Annotated in this window: 17 protein-coding genes and 1 tRNA gene; 11 read left to right on the top strand and 7 right to left on the bottom strand. The window is 66.1% G+C overall.

The window, feature by feature from the left end; translation table 11 throughout:
• Positions 1 to 1,030: amidase (locus tag KGM94_RS13645; RefSeq protein ID WP_300259642.1), on the top strand; the 1,030-nt coding region annotated here is incomplete at its 5' end.
• On the opposite strand, the gene KGM94_RS13640 is transcribed toward KGM94_RS13645, so the two are convergent.
• The 4 genes from KGM94_RS13640 to KGM94_RS13625 all read right to left on the bottom strand — a co-directional run bounded on the left by KGM94_RS13640 (position 1,022) and on the right by KGM94_RS13625 (position 5,196).
• A complete protein-coding gene (locus KGM94_RS13640) occupies positions 1,022 to 2,185 on the bottom strand; it encodes a patatin-like phospholipase family protein (protein ID WP_300259640.1) in 1,164 nt (387 codons plus the stop codon). The two genes, KGM94_RS13645 and KGM94_RS13640, sit on opposite strands and share 9 nt — an antisense overlap.
• A gap of 115 nt (positions 2,186 to 2,300) precedes the next feature.
• The gene (plsY, locus tag KGM94_RS13635; RefSeq protein ID WP_300259638.1) at positions 2,301 to 2,897 is read right to left on the bottom strand and encodes a glycerol-3-phosphate 1-O-acyltransferase PlsY; all 597 of its coding nucleotides are present in this window, start codon (positions 2,895 to 2,897) and stop codon (positions 2,301 to 2,303) included.
• A gap of 38 nt (positions 2,898 to 2,935) precedes the next feature.
• Positions 2,936 to 4,237 (bottom strand): dihydroorotase, encoded by a 1,302-nt coding sequence (locus KGM94_RS13630; RefSeq protein WP_300259646.1) that lies wholly within the window; start codon positions 4,235 to 4,237, stop codon positions 2,936 to 2,938.
• A 5-nt stretch (positions 4,238 to 4,242) separates the two neighbouring features.
• A complete protein-coding gene (locus KGM94_RS13625) occupies positions 4,243 to 5,196 on the bottom strand; it encodes an aspartate carbamoyltransferase catalytic subunit (RefSeq protein ID WP_300259636.1) in 954 nt (317 codons plus the stop codon).
• Between the two features lie 190 nt (positions 5,197 to 5,386).
• Here KGM94_RS13625 and KGM94_RS13620 point away from each other — a divergent pair, with 190 nt between their 5' ends.
• Both KGM94_RS13620 and KGM94_RS13615 read left to right on the top strand, forming a co-directional pair.
• Entirely contained in the window at positions 5,387 to 6,127 is a 741-nt protein-coding gene (locus KGM94_RS13620; RefSeq protein ID WP_300259644.1) for a M15 family metallopeptidase, read from the top strand.
• A gap of 44 nt (positions 6,128 to 6,171) precedes the next feature.
• Positions 6,172 to 6,945 carry a CPBP family intramembrane glutamic endopeptidase gene (locus KGM94_RS13615; protein WP_300259634.1) on the top strand — a complete coding sequence of 258 codons (774 nt, stop codon included), beginning with the start codon at positions 6,172 to 6,174 and terminating at the stop codon, positions 6,943 to 6,945.
• 28 nt (positions 6,946 to 6,973) lie between these two features.
• On the opposite strand, the gene KGM94_RS13610 is transcribed toward KGM94_RS13615, so the two are convergent.
• The 3 genes from KGM94_RS13610 to KGM94_RS13600 all read right to left on the bottom strand — a co-directional run bounded on the left by KGM94_RS13610 (position 6,974) and on the right by KGM94_RS13600 (position 9,353).
• On the bottom strand, positions 6,974 to 7,897 hold the full coding sequence (locus tag KGM94_RS13610; RefSeq protein WP_300259631.1) for an AEC family transporter: 924 nt from the start codon (positions 7,895 to 7,897) through the stop codon (positions 6,974 to 6,976).
• 2 nt (positions 7,898 to 7,899) lie between these two features.
• Positions 7,900 to 8,391, bottom strand: coding sequence for a Holliday junction resolvase RuvX (gene ruvX, locus KGM94_RS13605; protein ID WP_300259629.1), 492 nt, complete (start codon positions 8,389 to 8,391; stop codon positions 7,900 to 7,902).
• Between the two features lie 71 nt (positions 8,392 to 8,462).
• Positions 8,463 to 9,353 (bottom strand): LysR family transcriptional regulator, encoded by an 891-nt coding sequence (locus tag KGM94_RS13600; RefSeq protein ID WP_300259626.1) that lies wholly within the window; start codon positions 9,351 to 9,353, stop codon positions 8,463 to 8,465.
• A gap of 133 nt (positions 9,354 to 9,486) precedes the next feature.
• Here KGM94_RS13600 and KGM94_RS13595 point away from each other — a divergent pair, with 133 nt between their 5' ends.
• From KGM94_RS13595 to KGM94_RS13560, 8 genes are all read left to right on the top strand, one after another.
• Complete coding sequence (locus tag KGM94_RS13595) at positions 9,487 to 10,563, top strand: nitronate monooxygenase family protein (RefSeq protein ID WP_300259624.1); 1,077 nt, start codon at positions 9,487 to 9,489, stop codon at positions 10,561 to 10,563.
• A 78-nt stretch (positions 10,564 to 10,641) separates the two neighbouring features.
• Positions 10,642 to 10,929, top strand: a complete 288-nt coding sequence (gatC, locus tag KGM94_RS13590; protein ID WP_300259622.1) for an Asp-tRNA(Asn)/Glu-tRNA(Gln) amidotransferase subunit GatC — start codon at positions 10,642 to 10,644, stop codon at positions 10,927 to 10,929.
• Positions 10,930 to 10,951: 22 nt separating this feature from the next.
• The gene (locus KGM94_RS13585) at positions 10,952 to 11,164 is read left to right on the top strand and encodes a hypothetical protein (RefSeq protein ID WP_300259620.1); all 213 of its coding nucleotides are present in this window, start codon (positions 10,952 to 10,954) and stop codon (positions 11,162 to 11,164) included.
• Positions 11,161 to 12,636, top strand: coding sequence for an Asp-tRNA(Asn)/Glu-tRNA(Gln) amidotransferase subunit GatA (gene gatA, locus KGM94_RS13580; RefSeq protein ID WP_300259618.1), 1,476 nt, complete (start codon positions 11,161 to 11,163; stop codon positions 12,634 to 12,636). Before KGM94_RS13585 ends, gatA begins: the two co-directional genes overlap by 4 nt.
• Positions 12,637 to 12,709: 73 nt before the next feature.
• The gene (gatB, locus tag KGM94_RS13575) at positions 12,710 to 14,188 is read left to right on the top strand and encodes an Asp-tRNA(Asn)/Glu-tRNA(Gln) amidotransferase subunit GatB (protein ID WP_300259616.1); all 1,479 of its coding nucleotides are present in this window, start codon (positions 12,710 to 12,712) and stop codon (positions 14,186 to 14,188) included.
• Positions 14,189 to 15,586: 1,398 nt separating this feature from the next.
• Positions 15,587 to 15,853 carry a hypothetical protein gene (locus tag KGM94_RS13570; RefSeq protein ID WP_300259613.1) on the top strand — a complete coding sequence of 89 codons (267 nt, stop codon included), beginning with the start codon at positions 15,587 to 15,589 and terminating at the stop codon, positions 15,851 to 15,853.
• Positions 15,854 to 16,138: 285 nt separating this feature from the next.
• Positions 16,139 to 16,232: transfer RNA gene (locus KGM94_RS13565), tRNA-Ser, on the top strand.
• Positions 16,233 to 16,806: 574 nt separating this feature from the next.
• The gene (locus KGM94_RS13560; protein ID WP_300259611.1) at positions 16,807 to 18,336 is read left to right on the top strand and encodes a porin; all 1,530 of its coding nucleotides are present in this window, start codon (positions 16,807 to 16,809) and stop codon (positions 18,334 to 18,336) included.
• The last annotated feature ends 252 nt before the right edge of the window (positions 18,337 to 18,588 follow it).

Genomic DNA, 18,588 nt, shown 5'->3' with positions numbered 1-18,588 from the left:
GACCGAGATGGGCTCGCCGATCTACCGTGGCTGGCAGCCGCGTGCGGACGCGCCCGTGGTGATGATGTTGAAGCGTGCCGGCGCCACCATCATCGGCAAGACCACGACCACGGCGTTTGCCTCGCGCGATCCCACGGTCACGCGCAATCCGCACAATCCTGGCCATACGCCGGGCGGCTCGTCGGCTGGTTCGGCGGCGGCTGTTGCCGCCGGCATGATCCCGTTGGCGCTGGGGACGCAAACCGGCGGCTCGGTGATCCGGCCAGCCGCCTATTGCGGCGTCGCCGCGATCAAACCGTCGTTCCGGCTGCTGCCGACCGTCGGCGTCAAATGCTTCTCCTGGGCGCTGGATACGGTCGGGCTGTTTGGCGCGGGCGTCGAGGACGTCGGGCGCGGGCTGTTCGCCATGACCGGCCGCGGGGAGTTTTCAGACGTCGTGCCGGCGACCTCGCCGCGCATCGGCATCGTCAGACAGGAGTTTGCCGGACCGGTTGAAGCTGCGGCCGAGCAGGGGCTTGCCACGGCGATCAAGGCGGCGGAGGCCGCCGGCGCCAGCGTTGAGACCGTCGATCTGCCGGAGATGGTGCGGGAGGCCTGGCGCATCCATCCGATCGTCCAGGATTTCGAAGCACATCGCGCGCTCGCCTGGGAATTCTCCGAACATCATGACGAGATCGCGCCGATGTTGCGCGCCAATCTCGACGAAACGGCAGGCCTGACACCGCGGCAATATGACGAGGCGCGCCGGATCGCCCGCCGTGGCCGGCGCGAGCTTGCCGAAGTCTTCGAGGGCGTCGACGTGCTCCTGACCTATTCCGCGCCGGGCGCCGCTCCAAAAGGGCTCTCGTCGACCGGCGATCCCCGCTACAACCGGCTGTGGACGCTGATGGGCAGCCCTTGCGTCAACGTGCCGGCGGCGAAGGTGGACGGCCTGCCGATCGGCGTGCAGATGATCGCGCGCTTCGGCAATGATGCGGGCGCGCTTGCCGCCGCGCTGTTCCTGGAGAAGGCGCTGGCGAGGTCAAGCTAGCGCGGGCTCGGCCCCCGCCGCGGTTTCCTGTGTCGTCGCGCGCTGCTGGGCGACGCTCAGTTCCTGCCGCAGCCAGCGATCGGCAGCGTCGTGGCCACGTCCGTGCAACAGGCGGATAAACCCGGTTCCGAGATCGGTCGGGCTGCGCTGTGCGAGGCCGTCGATCTCGTCTTCCGCCGCGATCCTGAACAGCCGCAACGACGGCGCGACGTGCGCGCGGGCCCATTCCACCGCCGCCATCTCGGCGTTGAGCGCGGCATTCGCGGCAATCTGGTCGAGCCGGCGGTCGATCGCCGCGAGCGTGATCGGGACGTAGCTGTCGCGCGACGGCGTCACCTGCACGACCAGCACGTCGGCGGCCGTCGATTGCTGCACCAGGCGGATGAGCGGCGGATTGCCGCCATAGCCGCCGTCCCAATAGGCTTCGCCCTCGATCTCGACTGCGCAATGCACCAGCGGCGGGCAGGTCGAGGCCAGCGCGACGTCGGCGGTGATGGCGTCATTACCAAACAGCCGCTGGCGGCCGTCGCGGATCCGCGTCGCTCCGACCAGGAGTCTTGGGCAGGATTGTTCGCGCAATGCCGCGAAGTCGATGTCGCGCGATAACGCCTGCCGCAGCGGATCGAGATCGAACGGATCGAACTGGCCGGAGCGCAGCGTCGGTCCGAACGCCACCGAACTGCCTGCCGGCGAGAAGCCGCCGACCAGCATCAGCGAGCGGAACGAAGCCTCCTGCATCAGGCGGAGCCAGAACCGGCCAAGCCGCGCCCGCGCACCCTCGCGGCCGCCTTCGACGAGCCCGGATGCCAGCAGCAGCGCGTTGATCGCACCGGCGCTGGCGCCGCTGACGATGTCGAATTCGACCGTCGGCTCCTCCAGCAGCCGTTCCAGCACGCCCCAGGTGAAGGCGGCAAAAGTGCCGCCGCCTTGAAGGGCCAACGACAATTTGCGCGACGACGACGCGGCGGGTGCGGGGAGAGGGGCCGACGCGAGCGCGGCAGGAGACGGTGTCGTTTCCGGCTTGGGAACTCCCGCCGGCAGCGGCGCATCGACGGACGACCAGATCGCGGAGGCAGCGAGCAACCGGCTCGCCGCAGTCGGGCGCTCCGCTACAGCGGCCTGACGTGTCATCGATTCATGCGTGACGTCGCTCATGCAGCACAACCGGACAACGCATTCCGGGCGTCAGGATGGCAGCACGGGAAGTGGTTGACCAGCGCTGGATGCATACGAGCAAAGAATTATCCGCGACCGTTGCGCGGTGGGCACGTCATGATTTCTGACCGATCCGGCTTTCGGTGCCCGCTTGCAGCCGCTTGATGTTCTCGCGGTGCATGTAGAACAGCAGCAACGTCAGCACCGCAAACAGCGAGGCCAGTGCGAGGTGGCCGAACCACCACAGGAACAGCGGCGTGACGAAGGCCGCGACCAGCGCCGAGAGCGAGGAGTAGCGGCTGGTAAAGGCGGTGGCGAGCCACAGCAGGCAAAAGAACAGCGCGCCCGGCCAGAACAGGCCGAGCAGGATGCCGATATAGACCGCGACGCCCTTGCCGCCTTTGAATTTCAGCCAGACCGGAAAAAGGTGGCCGAGGAAGGCGCCGAGCCCCGCGATCATCGCCGCGTTGGGGCCGGCAAGGTAGCCCGCGATCACCACCGCTGCCGTGCCCTTCAGCGCATCGAGCAGCAGCGTTGCCGCGGCGAGCCCCTTGCGGCCGGTGCGCAGCACGTTGGTGGCGCCGATATTGCCCGAGCCGATCGAGCGCAGGTCCTGCGTGCCGGCAAGCCTCGTCAGCACCAGTCCGAACGGGATCGAGCCGAGGAGATAGCCGATGACGAAGGCTACCGGCAGCAAGGCTTCAAGTCCCATGGCCGCATCTCCATGTCCGGCATATTTCCCGCGCGTGGCTACACATGCTCGTACACCGTCCGTCCCCCGACGATCGTGCGCACCACGCGGCCGGAGAAGCGGGCCTCGTCGAACGGAGTGTTCTTGCAGGGCGATTTGAGATCGGCGGGATCGAGCACCCAGGGCGTGTCGGCGTCGATCACGATGACGTCGGCCGGTGCGCCGGCGCGCAGGGTTCCCCCCGACAGCCCCAGCAGTTCGGCCGGCCGCGTCGACATCGCCCGGATCAGCGTCTTCAGCTCCATCTCGCCATTATGCACGAGCCGGAGGCCCGCGGGCAGCATGGTCTGCAGGCCCACGGCGCCGGGAGCGGCCTCCGCGAATGGCAGCCGCTTGACTTCGACGTCCTGCGGATTGTGGTCGGACATGATGACGTCGACGAGGCCGGAGGCGACAGCCGCGACCAGCGCGCGGCGGTCGTCCTCGGTGCGCAGCGGCGGCGACAGCTTGAGGAAGGTGCGGTAGGGCCCGATGTCGTTCTCGTTCAGCGCGACATGGTTGATCGAGGCCGACGCGCTGACGGCGAGGCCCGCGTCGCGCGCGCGCTCGATGATGTCGAGCGAGTCGGTGCAGGACAGCGAGGCCGCGTGGTAGCGGCCGCCGGTCAGTGCCACGAGCCGCATGTCGCGCTCCAGCACGACGGCTTCCGCGGCGTTCGGGATGCCCATCAGGCCGAGACGGGTGGCGAACTCGCCCTCGTTCATCACGCCTTCGCCGACCAGGTTCGGGTCCTCGGCAAAGTGCACGATCAATGCATCGAAATCGCGGGCGTAGGTCAGCGCCCGGCGCATCACCAGCGCATTGGTGACGCTGCGGTTATAGTCGCTGAAGGCAACGGCGCCGGCGGCCTTCAAGAGGCCGAACTCCGTCATCTCCTCGCCGCGCATGCCCTTGGTCAGGGCGGCCATCGGCTGGATGTTGACGATCGCGGTGTCGCGGGCGCGCCGCAGCACGAAATCGACGGTCGCGGAATTGTCGATCACCGGCGAAGTATCCGGCTGGCAGATGATGGTGGTGATGCCCCCGCTCGCGGCCGCCTGGCTCGCGGTTGCGAAGGTCTCGCGATGGCTGAAGCCGGGCTCGCCGACGAAGGCACGCATGTCGATCAGGCCGGGGGCCACGATCTTGCCGGAGCAGTTGACGATGTCGGTGCCCTCGGGGACGCCGGCGGCGCCGATGCCGCGCCTCGTCTCGCGGATGGTGCCGTCGGCGATGAGCACGTCGCCGATGCCGTCGAAATCCCTGGACGGATCCACGACGCGGGCGTTGGCAAGCAGGATGGGGCGGCGGTCTGTCAGCATCGGCATCACGCGTTCGGCAGGTTGCGGGCGAGCGCTTCCAGCACCGCCATGCGCACCGCCACTCCCATCTCGACCTGCTCGCGGATCAGCGACTGCGCGCCGTCGGCCACGGCCGAATCGATCTCCACGCCGCGGTTCATCGGACCGGGATGCATCACCAGCGCGTCGGGTTTTGCGTAGGCGAGCTTCTTCTGGTCGAGGCCGAAATAGTGAAAATACTCGCTGGATGACGGCACGAAGGAGCCGTTCATGCGCTCGCGCTGCAGGCGCAGCATCATGACGATGTCGGCGCTCTCGAGTCCTTCGCGCATGTCGCGCGCGACCTCGACGCCCATCCGCTCGAGCCCGGGCGGCAGCAGCGTTGATGGCGCGACCACGCGCACCCGCGCGCCCATGGTGTTGAGCAAGAGGATGTTGGAGCGCGCCACCCGCGAGTGCAGCACGTCGCCGCAGATCGCGATGACGAGGCCCTCGATCCGGCCCTTGTTGCGGCGAATGGTCAGCGCGTCAAGCAGCGCCTGGGTCGGGTGCTCGTGCGCGCCGTCGCCGGCATTGATCACGGAGCCGTCGACCTTGCGGGCGAGCAGTTCCACCGCGCCGGAGGCGTGATGCCGTACCACCAGGATGTCCGGGTGCATCGCGTTCAGCGTCACCGCGGTGTCGATCAGCGTCTCGCCCTTGCGCATGGACGAGGAGGACACCGACATGTTCATGACGTCGGCGCCCAGCCGCTTTCCGGCGATCTCGAACGAGGACTGGGTGCGGGTGGAGGCTTCGCAGAACAGGTTCACCTGGGTGCGGCCGCGCAGGACGGTGCGCTTCTTGTCCACCTGGCGGTTGAGCTCGACATATTCCTCGGACAGGTCGAGGAGGCCGGTGATGTCGGCAGCGGAAAGGCCCTCGATGCCCAGCAGATGCCGGTGACCGAGAACGAAGGTCGATTTCGATGCGGAGGTCATTAAAAGCAGAGCTATAGGCGGGGATGGTGGAGGGGGCAAGGGCCAAACTGGGGGACGGGAGTTATCCCCCGATCTGTCGGCCTTGCCGTCGTTCCGGCGCAGTGCGAAGCATCGACCCCGGAATCTCGGTTCGCCCTTTGGGCGCCCCCTGGAACGACGAATGAACGTGCGGATGCAACCCGTGAAGCCAATCCTCGCTACATTTGCGACGATCGCCGCAATCTCGCAGGCCTCCGCTCAGTTGCTTCCCGGCGGCTTCGTCTATCTGCGCGACATCGACCCCACGATCATCCAGGACATCCGCTACGCCACATTGAACAATTTTGTCGGCAAGCCGCTCGCGGGATATGGCGCGGGGGAGTGCGTGGTGAAGCGGGAGGTCGGCCTGAGGCTGAAGGCGGTCCAGGCGGAGTTGGCGCGGCAGCATCTGTCGCTGAAGATGTTCGATTGCTACCGGCCGGCGCGCGCCAGCGCCGAGATGGTGGCCTGGTCGCGGAACGGCCGGGAGCCGCCGTCCGAGCGACGCTACAATCCGGCGATTGCCAAGACCGAGTTGTTCCGGCTCGGCTATATCGCCGCCTATTCGCAGCATTCGACCGGCGCGGCGCTGGACCTGAGCCTGGTCGACCTCAAGGCCGACAATTCCGGCAAGTTCGATCCCGGCAGGACCTATGCGGACTGTACCGCGCCGGCGGAAGTGCGGGCGCCGGAGGGCAGCGTCGACATGGGCACCGGCTACGACTGCACCGATGTCAAGGCGCATACCGCCGCGCGCAGCATCACGCCGGCGCAGCGGGCCTGGCGCAACCGGCTGGTCGCCGCGATGGGACGGCAAGGCTTTGTGAACTATGCGAAGGAATGGTGGCATTTCTCCCTGCCGGGGGCGGGCGGGCCGGCCTATGATTTCCCGATTCCGCCGCGGCGAAACTGATTCAGGCGCGACATGGTGCAACAAGCCCGGACGAAAGCCTCTTGATGGACTCTCTCAATCCCGAACACCCGCCACCGATCGCTGCGCCGGCCGAACGGCCGCCGCGCGTCTGGCAGTTCTGGGGTACCGCGCTGTGGGGCCTGGTGATCTTCGCCGCAATGTTCGTCGGCCAGATCGGCGTGGTCGTCTTCTTCGTGCTGCGCGACGGCTTTCCGATCGACGTCGCCAGGACGGTCCATACGGTGGGCGGCGGGCTGACCATCGCGCTTTCGGTCGTCATGGGATTGCCGGCGGTGCTCGGCGCCGCCTGGCTCGCGACGCATTTTGCGCGCATGCCGTTTGCGGACTATCTCGCGCTGCGCTGGACGTCCTGGAAGAACGTCCTGATTGCAGCGCTCGGTCTGACCGCCATGGTCGGAGCCTGGGATCTGATGTCGCGCGCGACCGGGCGCGAGATCACGCCGGGCTTCATGGTCGACGTCTTCAAGACCGCGCAGGCCGAGGGCGTGGTCTGGCTACTGGTGCTCGCCTTCTGCGTCGCGGCTCCGGTCTCCGAGGAGATTTTTGCCCGCGGCTTCCTCTATCGCGGCTGGTCGCAGACGCGCCTCGGCGCGCCCGGGGCGATCGTGCTGTCGTCGCTGGCCTGGACCTCGCTGCACCTGCAATACGACTGGTATTTCTTCGGCGAGGTCTTTTGCATCGGCCTGTGGCTCGGCTACATGCGCTACCGCAGCGGCTCGACCTGGCTCACGATCGTCATCCACGGCCTGAACAATTCGGCCGCGGTGCTGCAGACCTTCTATCTCGCGAGCCAGTAGCCTCACATTCCGTCGCAATGACGGAACGTCAGGCCGCCATCGCGATCACGATCGGCATCGTCACCGCCGCCAAGATCGTCTGCAGGGTGATGATCTGCGCCAGCAGCGGCGCGTCGCCGCCCATCTGGCGGGCCATCACGTAGGCGCTGGGCGCGGTCGGCACCGCCGCGCAGATCGCCACGATCGCAAGGCCCGGCCCCGACAGCCCGAACCAGAGCGCCAGCAGCAGCGCGAGAGCGGGCATCAGCACGAGCTTGAACGCCACGCCGATGGCGGCGCCCAGGCTCGGGCGGAACAGGCCTTCCAGATGCAGCCCGGCGCCGGTGACGAGCAGGCCGATCGCGAGCGATGAGCGGCCGAGCGCATCCGCGACCTCGTGCCAGATCCTCGGCAGCGGAAGGTGCGTGAGGTTGACGAGGAGGCCGACGATGCAGGCCCAGATCAGGGGATTGCGCAGCACCGTCATCGCGATCTCGCGTGCGGACTGCTTGTGCGGCGAGGCGTAGTGCGCCAGCACGGCGACGCTGAGCACGTTGACCAGCGGAATGATCGCGACCATCGCGACCGAAGCCAGCGCCAGACCGAGGTTGCCGAACAAATTGGCCGCGACCGACAGCGCCACATAGGTCTGCCAGCGCGTTGCGCCCTGGAAGATCGAGGAGAAGGCGGGACCGTCGATGCCGAGCCGCGCCAGCGCCGGCCGCAGCGCCAGGCAGATCAGCGACATCGCCAAGGCCGACAGGAAAAGCGCGCCGCCGACGCCTGCGACCGGGACCTTCGTCAGGTCGGCCTTCACCAGCGTCTGGATCAGCAGCATCGGGAACAGCACGAAATAGGTCAGCCGCTCCAGCCCGTGCCATTGCGCATCGAGCCGCATCAAGCTGCGCTTCAAGATCACGCCGAGCACGATCAGCAGGAAGACCGGCAACAGCGCCGCGATGACGACCGCCATGGTCAGCCCGTCCCGGGCGAAGAGCGCAGGTTCGCCAGCCGGTCGAGCGCACCCTGCAGGATGAAGATCGCGGCATGCTCGTCGATCACCTCGGCGCGCCTGGCGCGGCTGACGTCCATGCCGATCAGCTCGCGCTCGACCGCCGCGGTCGACAGCCGTTCGTCCCACAGGCCGATGGGCAACGAAGTGAGGCCTGCGAGATTGCGGGCGAAGGCGCGGGTCGATTGCGCGCGCGGGCCCTCGCTGCCGTCCATGTTGATGGGCAGGCCGAGCACGAGCCCGACCGCCTTGCGTTCGCCGGCAATCGCCAGCAGCCGTGCGGCGTCCTGCCTGAACGCCTTGCGCTGGATGGTTTCGACGCCGGTCGCCAGCCGGCGGTCCGGATCGGACACGGCAACCCCGACGGTCTTGGTGCCGAGGTCGAGGCCGATCAACGCCCCGCGCTCGGGCCAGTGGGTTGCAGCGTCGATCAGGGGCAGGATGGGAGCCGGCATGATGGAGCGCATAACACGCGGTGCGCCGCGGTGGCAAAGCATAGGCGCGACGTGGCGCTGTGGCGCCGGTCTCAGGCCGCGATGACCTGGTCGTCCCCCTTCAGGCACGACACGAAACCCCGCAGCGCGCTGTATTGATGTCCCGCGCTGCGCTGGATGAACAACGTCTCGACCCGCGCATGGGCCGGGCTCAAGGTGTGGACCGAGACGCTGCCGTTGGTTTCGCTGCGTTCGACGACCGCGCGCGGCAGCAGTGTCACGCCCATGTCGGCGGCGACGCAACCGATCATGCCGTCGAGCGTGCCGAGTTCGAAGCGCGCCGCCGACGGCCAGCCGAACTCGGTCATGACCTGCTCCAGCCGCTGGCGATAGGTGCAGCCGGTGCGGAACACCAGCGCGGTCGGACCGGACTCCGGCGTGCCCGCGCGCAGGTCGGTGAGCGACCGCCAGCGGCGCGCACTGACCAGCACCAGCTCCTCCCGGAACGCGATGACGGCCGAGAGCTCGGCATGCGCGATCGGTCCGGCGACGAAGGCGCCGTCCATCGAGCCGTCGAGCACGGCGCCGACGAGGTCGGCCGTGGTTGCGGTGCGCAGGCTGAGCCGCACGGCGGGAAAGCGGCGGTGGAAGTCGGCGAGGAGAGGGGGAAGCCGCACGGCGGCGGTCGTTTCCATCGAGCCGATCGACAGCGGCCCCTTTGGCTCGCCGTCATCGCGCGCGGCGAGAACCGCCTCGTGCGACAGCGCCGCCATCCGCTGCGCGTAGGGTAGCAGCCGCCTTCCGGCGCCGGTCAGGGTCATGCCGCGGCTGTGCCGCTCGAACAGCGGCGTGCCGATCTCGGCTTCCAGCGCCTTCACGCGCTGGGTGACGTTGGACTGCACGGTGTTGAGCTCTTCCGCTGCGCGGGTGATGCCGCCGGCGCGGGCGACTGCGGCAAAAATCTTGAGATCGCTGAGTTCCATGACGTCGTTTCGATTTTGAGATGGCTGCGTTCAACATTATTCAATTTTCAAGAATGCTAGGCCCGTCTAATCTGACTGTCCAGTCAGGGAGTAATTGAGGCTGGCTCCAGTGAGTCAACGAGCGAGAACAATCATGTGGCCTGACCGCCGACTGACCGACCTTTTCGAGACCGAATTTCCGATCGTGCTGGCGCCGATGGCCGGCGTGATGGACGCGGAACTGGTGATTGCTGCTGCCGAGGGCGGAGCGCTGGGATCGCTGCCTTGCGCGATGCTGTCGGCGGACAAGGCGCGCGAGCAGGTCAACATCATCCGCCAGCGCGTCGCCGCACCCGTCAACATGAATTTCTTCTGCCACGCGCCGCGCGAACTCGAACCCGCCGCGGAGGCGCGCTGGAGGCAGCGGCTCGCACCTTACTACAGGGAGTACGGGCTCGATCCCGCTGCGCCGATCGCAGCCGCCAATCGCGCGCCGTTCGATGCCGCGTTCTGCGCGGTGGTGGAGGAGCTGAAGCCGGAAGTCGTCAGCTTCCATTTCGGCCTGCCGGAGCCGGGCCTGCTCGCGCGCGTCAAGGCGGCCGGCTGCCGCGTGATCTCGTCGGCGACCACGGTGAAGGAGGCGGTCTGGCTGGAGAACCACGGCGTCGATGCCGTGATCGCGCAAGGGGCGGAGGCCGGCGGCCATCGCGGCATGTTCCTGACCGACGACATTGCCGAGCAGCCAGGCACCTTCGCACTGGTGCCGCAGGTCGTCGACGCCGTGAAGGTGCCGGTGATCGCCTGCGGCGGCATCGCCGACGGGCGTGGCATCGCGGCCGCCTTCGCGCTCGGCGCCGCGGGCGTGCAGATCGGCAGCGCCTACTTGCGCTGTCCGGAATCCAGGGTCAGCGGCATGGCGCGCAAGGTGCTGGCGCAGGCCGGCGATGCCTCCACCGTCATCACCAACGTCATGACGGGACGGCCGGCGCGCGGCGTGGCCAACCGCGTCATGCGCGAGGTCGGCCCGATCTCGCCGGATGCCCCGGTGTTTCCCCATGCCGCGACCGCCCTGGGACCGCTGAAAGCCGCCGCCGAGAAGCAGGGCAGGGTCGATTTCACCAATCTCTGGGCCGGCCAGGCGATCGGCATGGGCCGCGAGATACCGGCGGCGGAATTGACCCGGGATCTGGCCCGGACGGCGCAGGCCCGCCTGAGGCAGATGGCGGGCTAGGCGGCTGCGCCGGTTGCGGCGCAAAACCGGCCTCTGCTATACGGCAGGACAGATTTCCGCCGTTCGAGGCCGTATATAATGTCTGTCGACGCTGCTACCGTCCGACGCATCGCGCATCTCGCGCGCATTGCGGTCGGGGATGACGAGGTCCCGCATCTGCAGGGCGAACTCAACGCCATGCTCGCCTTCGTCGAGCAGCTCTCGGAGGTCAATGTCGAGGGCGTCGAGCCGATGACCTCGGTCACTCCGATGCAGATGAAGAAGCGCCCCGACGTGGTCAATGACGGCGAGATCGCCGACGATATCGTTGCCAACGCGCCGGCGACCGAAGGTCACTTCTTCCTGGTGCCGAAGGTCGTCGAGTAACCCCCTTTAGGACGGTCGTCCGATGTGCCTGCTATGCGACGATGAGAAGGCCTACCAGGCCTACATGAACTATCTCGACGCCATGGAGCGGCAGGGCAAGGCTGCCGATCCGAATGCCGCCGTCAACGCCGTGCTCGACCAGCTCGAGGCGGCCGCCGCCAAGGCGGCCAAGAAAGACGACCCGGCCAACGACAAGACCCTGTCTCCGTTCTTCTGCAGCCCGATCAATAAATGACCGATTTGACATCGCTGACGCTCGCCGAGGCCCGCAAGGGCCTCGCGCAAAAGTCTTTCACGTCGCTCGAGCTGACCGACGCGCATCTTTCCGCAATCGAGGCCGCGCGCGTGCTCAACGCCTTCGTGCTGGAGACGCCGGAGCAGGCCCGCGCCATGGCGCGCGCGGCGGACGGCAAGATCGCGAGCGGCGAGGGCGGGCCGCTTGCCGGCATTCCGCTGGGGATCAAGGACCTCTTTGCAACCAGGGGTGTGCGCACCACCGCCTGCTCGAAGATCCTCGGCAATTTCGTGCCGACCTATGAATCGACGGTGACCTCGCAGCTCTGGCGCGACGGCGCGGTGATGCTCGGCAAGCTCAACAATGACGAGTTCGCGATGGGCTCGTCGAACGAGACCTCGTGCTTCGGACCCGTCGGCAATCCCTGGCGGCGCGAAGGCTCGAACGCCACGCTGGTGCCGGGCGGCTCGTCCGGCGGCTCGGCCTCTGCGGTGGCGGCGCTGCTTTGCATGGGCGCAACCGCGACCGATACCGGCGGCTCGATTCGCCAGCCGGCGGCGTTCACCGCGACCGTCGGCATCAAGCCGACCTACGGCCGTTGCTCGCGCTGGGGCATCGTCGCCTTTGCCTCCTCGCTCGACCAGGCCGGTCCGATCGCGCGCAGCGTGCGCGATGCCGCCATGCTGCTGCGCTCGATGGCCGGCCATGACCCCAAGGACACCACCTCGGTCGACATCGCCGTGCCGGACTATGAGGCCGCGATCGGCAGGTCCGTGAAGGGCATGAAGATCGGCATCCCCAGGGAATATCGCCTCGACGGCATGCCGGCCGAGATCGAGAAGCTGTGGAGCGAGGGCGCGGCGTGGCTGGAGGCGGCCGGTGCCGAGCTCGTCGAGGTGTCGCTACCGCACACCAAATACGCGCTGCCGGCCTACTACATCGTGGCGCCGGCGGAGGCCTCCTCCAACCTCGCGCGCTATGACGGCGTGCGCTACGGCCTGCGCGAGCAGGGCCGGAACATCATCGAGATGTACGAGAACACCCGCGCCGAAGGCTTCGGCGCCGAGGTGAAGCGCCGCGTCATGATCGGCACCTATGTGCTCTCGGCCGGCTATTACGACGCCTATTATCTGCGGGCGCAGAAGGTGCGTACGCTGATCAAGAAGGATTTCGAGGATTGCTTCGCCAAGGGCGTCAACGCGATCCTCACGCCGGCGACGCCGTCGGCCGCCTTCGGCATCGGCGAGAAGGGCGGCGCCGATCCGGTCGAGATGTATCTCAACGACATCTTCACCGTGACCGTGAACATGGCGGGCCTGCCCGGCATCGCGGTGCCCGCGGGCAAGGATGCGCAGGGCCTGCCGCTCGGCCTGCAGCTGATCGGCCGTCCCTTCGACGAGGAGACGCTGTTCTCGCTCGGCGAGGTGATCGAGGAGGCTGCCGGCCGGTTCACGCCCGTGAGGTGGTGGTGAAGATGGCGGGGTTCAGGGATTCATTGCAGGCGGAGTGGCAGCGGATCGCTGCCGCTCTGCTCGGGAGTGCGAGATGAGCGTAGCCACACACAAGCTCATCAAGGGTGCAACTGGCGACTGGGAGATGGTCATCGGCATGGAGATCCATGCCCAGGTGACGTCGAAGTCGAAGTTGTTCTCGGGCGCCTCGACCGAGTTCGGCGGCGAGCCGAACACGCATGTGTCGCTGGTCGACGCGGCGATGCCGGGCATGCTGCCCGTCATCAACGAGGAATGCGTCAGGCAGGCTGTCCGGACCGGCCTCGGGCTCAATGCCAGGATCAACTTGCGCTCGGTGTTCGACCGCAAGAACTATTTTTACCCGGACCTGCCGCAGGGCTACCAGATCAGCCAGTACAAGTCGCCGATCGTGGGCGAGGGCGAGGTGCTGGTCGAGCTCGAAGGCGGCCGCAGCGTCACCGTCGGCGTCGAGCGGCTGCACCTGGAGCAGGATCCGGGAAAGATGCTGCACGACCGATCGCCGTCGCTGTCCTTCATCGATTTCAACCGCTGCGGCGTGGCGCTGATGGAGATCGTCTCGAAACCCGACATCCGTGATGCCGAGCAGGCCAAGGCCTATGTGACCAAGCTGCGCTCGATCCTGCGCTATCTCGGCACCTGCGACGGCGACATGGAGAAGGGAAACCTGCGCGCAGACGTGAACGTCTCCGTGCGCAGGCCCGGCGGGCCGCTCGGCACCCGCTGCGAGATCAAGAACATGAACTCGATTGCCTTCATGGGCCAGGCGATCGAGTACGAGGCGCGACGTCAGATCGAGATCATCGAGGACGGCGGCGCGATCGAGCAGGAAACCCGCCGGTTCGACCCCAACAAGGGCGAAACTCAGTCGATGCGCTCCAAGGAGGAGGCGCACGACTACCGGTACTTCCCCGATCCGGATCTCTTGCCGCTGGAGTTTGGCCAGGACTTCGTCGACGGGCTCAAGGCTGCTCTGCCGGAACTGCCGGACCAGAAGAAGGCGCGCTTCATCGCCGCTTTCGGCCTGTCGCCTTATGACGCGAGCGTACTGGTGGCCGAGCGCGAGAGCGCGGAGTTCTACGAGACGGTGCTGGCGAAGCTCGCCGACCGCGCGCGCGACGGCAAGATGGCGGCGAACTGGGTGATCAACGAGCTGTTCGGCCGTCTCAACAAGGAAGGCCGGGATATTACGGGCTCTCCCGTCACAGCCAGCCAACTCGCAGCGATCGTCGACCTGATCGGCGAGGGTACGATCTCCGGCAAGATCGCAAAGGACCTGTTCGAGATCGTCTGGCAGGAGGGCGGCGATCCCCGCGCGCTGGTGGAAGCGCGCGGCATGAAGCAGGTCACCGACCTCTCGGCGATTGAGAAGGTGGTCGACGACATCATCGCGGCCAATCCGGACAAGGCGGCGCAGGTCAGGGACAAGCCGCAGGCGCTCGGCTGGTTCGTCGGCCAGGTGATGAAGTCGTCCGGCGGCAAGGCCAACCCGCAAGTGGTCAACGACCTCCTGAAGTCCAAGCTCGGCATCTGATTGCGGGCGCGCCGTCGCCGCGCGCCTCGTCTTCGCCGCATTCGCATTCGGCCGCCGACCTCGCGCGCGTGATCCCCGACGAACTTCGTCGCCGGCGAGCGATTGCGAATCGGCGGCGGCGATTCGCAATCGGGCGGCGGCTTTCGCGCTCGGCCGCGAACGCTTCGGCTGTCGAGCACGAAAATAATTTCGTTGCCAAAATTCGCGACTCAGAGTCCGCGCGACGCGCTCTCGCGGCGTGACGACGCATCGCGTCGCGCGGATCGCGCGCGCTCGCGTCGCTCGCGTGAATTCAAGAAATGGCTGCGGCACAGGGATTTTCGTCACTCCCGACTTTCGCATCCGTCGATGCCGCAAGTGCTTCCTGCATTCCCGCGCGATCCTCGCTTCGTCTGCGCCAACGAAGCGCGCGACGCGCGCGCGTTTTGCGGCGTCAACACTTCCTTAAGCAGGACGCTGTTTTTTTCGTTGTGTTGGTGTATTCGGGATGAAGTGCATCTCGATCCCCGAGTGCACGCAGCGAATGAGCCATCTCACACATCGGAGGGCAACATGGCCAAGAAAGCGAAGAAGGCGAAGAAGGCGAAGAGCGCAGTGAAGAAGACTGCGAAGAAGACCCGCAAGGTCGCCAAGAAGAAGAAGTAAGTCTCGCCAGACTGAAGTTGCCGGCTCCATGAAGCCGGCGCGTCATCAGCGCATCCCGCGATCTGGCCTGCCACCGGCAGGGCCGATCTCGAAGAAGGAGCCCTGATCGACGAAAGAGGGTGTCGGCGAGACATCAGGTCAACGGTCGGATCGTCAGCCTTTCGCGAGTTCGCTTGCTGGGGCACGGTCCGACAGAAGAAACGAGCTTTCTTCGTTCGGTGCGGTCCGCCCTGCAACAGGGCTGCCGCAATTTCGCAAGTAGCCTTGCAAGTAGTCTTGCGGCGAAAGTGAAATCTGATCCTGACGTGTTCGCCGACGCCCTCGTTCATCGCCGGGCCGTAGCCGGCGTTTTGATCTCCCAAGAATTCCCAATCCCAGAGTTTCGAGAATCCCGTTCGCGGGAACCGCGGGTCGTTGCCGACGAAACTGGCGGAAGACTGCGCCCCAGCCACAGCACGTTGCCGACCGCGCGCGATGGTTATCGTCGTCCGAAAATCGGAACGGTAAACCGAATCTGACGAATCGCAGAAGTGCCCGTCGAATGCGGACTTCCTGCATTTTCGAGCGCAGCGCCCGGATGCGCGCGTTTACGTCCCCTTCATCGCGATACTTAAACCGCCATTCAAACTTGATGCAGATGATCGTCTTCAACAAGCCGGCAAACGGCATGGGGAAGAACAGGGGACGTCGAGCGATTGGACGGGAGCCGCATTCGGGGAACGGGGCGGCAAGAGCAACAAAAGGGGATGCGACATGTTTCAGGGGACTTTCGATCTGGAGACGGCGACGCCGATCGACGCCGGCGCGTTGTCCGACGTGCTGTTCGAGCGCGGGCTCTATTGGGCGAGCGGCCGCTCCGGCCTCGTCGACCTCGTGGCCGCGCACAAATGGTTCAACCTCGCGGCGCTGAAGGGTCGTAAGGACGCGATCGCTCTGCGCCAGGAGATCGCCGGGCAGATGTCGGAGACCGAGATCGCCGCCGCACAGCGCGAGGCGAGGGCGTGGGTTTCCACGCACTGAGCTTCGCGGATTGCGGCCGCCGACCGGATCGCGCGAATGCGGGCTGGAACTCGGCCGGCAGCACGAGGCGGGCATCGCGCCCTGGAACAGCATCGCGCGACACACCGACATATCGCGACACACCGACATATAGAGTGAAAGCTTCGCGGCGGTCGCCGCAGGCGGCGCCGATTTGCAGGCGCAGCCTCGTTGTCCCGGCCGATCCGCGCTTTCGGGTGAAAGAAGGCCCGCTTCGCAATTCTGCCGCTTGCGGGTCGCCGCGGTGTCGGGCATACCGGCCAGATTGGAGACGTGGCCGAGTGGCTGAAGGCGGCGGTTTGCTAAACCGTTATAGGCTTGTAAAGGCCTATCGAGGGTTCGAATCCCTCCGTCTCCGCCAGCGCCTCTTGTCCGGCCCGCAAACCAGATCCGTCCGCACACTCTAATGTATGGCGTCGAAATTGGTGCCGGAGCTGCCGTCGAGGACGCATCTCGCATCGAATCCCGGCCCGGCGCGAGGCTTCCGATTCTCCAGCCGATTCTCCCGTTCGCATCGCCGGTTTCGTCGTGACACGACCCGTGTCGGTGGATGGATGCTCTCGACCAGAAACCGAGACGAAAATGGAACCGTTCGGAAAACGTTATGGAAAACAAATGCTTACAGCGGCCGATCCATCACATCCGCGTGTTATTTGTGCAACACCCGCCGGAAAACGCGCTGCACGGGCCGGTTTGGGAGCGTTCTGTTGTTGTGTGTGCAAGGACGTTCGGTAATTGTGATCGAGCGACGGAGGGGGGCATCCCAAGGTCGTCCCGTTTTAGGTGGTTCGCTTAAGTCCCTCGCGTTCATGCGGGTGTGTCCGAAGGCGCGAAGCGGCTAAGCGGTGGGTTAAAGGGACAAGGGAACCAACCTTAGGGTGTCTTCACCCAGCGGATCCGGAACCTTCCCTAAAGAGCAAACTTGGAGGTTTAACATGAAGTTGGTTAAGAGCCTTTTGCTCGGTTCAGCGGCGGGTCTGATCGCCGTTGGCGGAGCACAGGCAGCCGATCTCCCCGTGAAGGCCAAGGCGGTCGAATACGTGAAGATCTGCTCCCTGTACGGTGCCGGATTCTACTACATCCCGGGCACTGACACCTGCATCAAGCTGGGTGGTTACCTGCGCGTTGAGACGGGTCTCAACACGAACAGCATCTACACCGGCAACACGTCCGGCGTTGCTGGCGCCCACAACCGCTTGACGAACGCTTACACCGCTCGTTCCCGTGAAGACTTCAACATCGACACCCGCACCGCGACCGAGTACGGCGTGGTTCGCACCTTCTTCGATGCGACCTTCACCTGGACGACCGGCGGCTACACCGGCAACGGCAACGGCACCACGTCGTATGACTCGGCTCCGGCCGGCACCAACGGCAACGGCTCGGTCGCTGGCGGTTCGCTCGGCGTGTACTACGCCTTCATCCAGTTCGCTGGGTTCACCATGGGTAAGGCTGTTTCCCAGTTCAGCGCTCCCTGGGTCAACTATCCCGGCAACAACTACGACGGTCTGGTCGGCGGCGGCGGCACCGTCACCGGCGTGAACCAGTTCACCTACACCGCTGACTTCGGTCAGGGCGTGTCGGCGGCGTTCTCGGCGCAGGACCAGGTTCAGTACTATCAGGCTGGCATCAACAACCTCGGCGTACCGGGCACCTTCGGTTACGGCACCAGCGACTACGGTGGGGCTCGTGCTCCTGACCTCGTTGCCATGGTTCGTGTCGACCAGGCTTGGGGTCTGTTCCAGGCGTCGTTCGCGGCGCATCAGAACCACGCTGCCTACTATGGTGGCACCGAAGTCACCGGCTTCCCGAGCGACAAGTGGGGCTGGGCTGGTCAGTTGGCCTTGTCGATCAAGAACATCCCGACCGGTGCGGGTGACACGATCAACATCCAGGGCGTCTACACCAACGGCGCGACCCGCTACAACATCCAGGACCTCGCGGGTCAGGCTGGCGCGTTCACGACCTATGGTGGCGCTAGCTTGGCCACCTCGTACCAGAGCCTCGGCATCGGGTTCGCGCCCGACGCAGTGTTCCTCGGACCGGCCGGCGGCCTGCAGCTGATCGAGACCTGGGGTATGCGCGGTGCGTTCACCCACAACTGGGATCCGTACTGGAACACCGCGATCTACGGTGCGTGGGCTGCGGTTCGCTACAACGGCGAATCCAAGACCCTGATGTGCGGCGTTGGCGGCGTCGGTGGTACGGTGCGGACGGCACTCGGTGCTGGTCTCACCAACTGCGACCCCGACTACAACATCGCCCAGCTCGGTCTGATCACCCGGTGGACCCCGGTCAAGAACCTGACGTTCTCGGCTGACTTCACCTACACCCACCTGGACCAGAAGTACTCGGGCGTCACTGGCGCCGGTGCGAGCGCTGGCGTTGCCAAGCCGGTTGCGGCGTATGAGCTGAAGGACCAGGACACCTACCAGATGCTGCTCCGCGCTCAGCGCAACTGGTAAGTTCGGTCTAACGATCTGAGAGAGCCCCGGCAGGCGACTGCCGGGGCTTTTGCTTTTTTGGAGGCTTTTCGGCAACCCGCAAGCTAATGAGCGACGAGGAGCGGACGCTGCTGGTGGAAGCATTCAAGCGGAGAAAGCCATGAGCAAGGTTGCCGACAGCATCCGGCGCGGCCTCGAGGAAGCGGTGGCCTACGAAGGCAAGGCGGGCGAGAGCGCCTATCGCATCCATGTGCCGGAGAAGATCGACGTAAA

Origin of the sequence: Bradyrhizobium sp., assembly GCF_028868675.1 — a bacterium.
Lineage (GTDB): Bacteria > Pseudomonadota > Alphaproteobacteria > Rhizobiales > Xanthobacteraceae > Bradyrhizobium.
The sequence above is the reverse complement of the archived record's forward strand: the minus strand, read 5'-3'. Positions and strand labels throughout refer to the sequence as shown.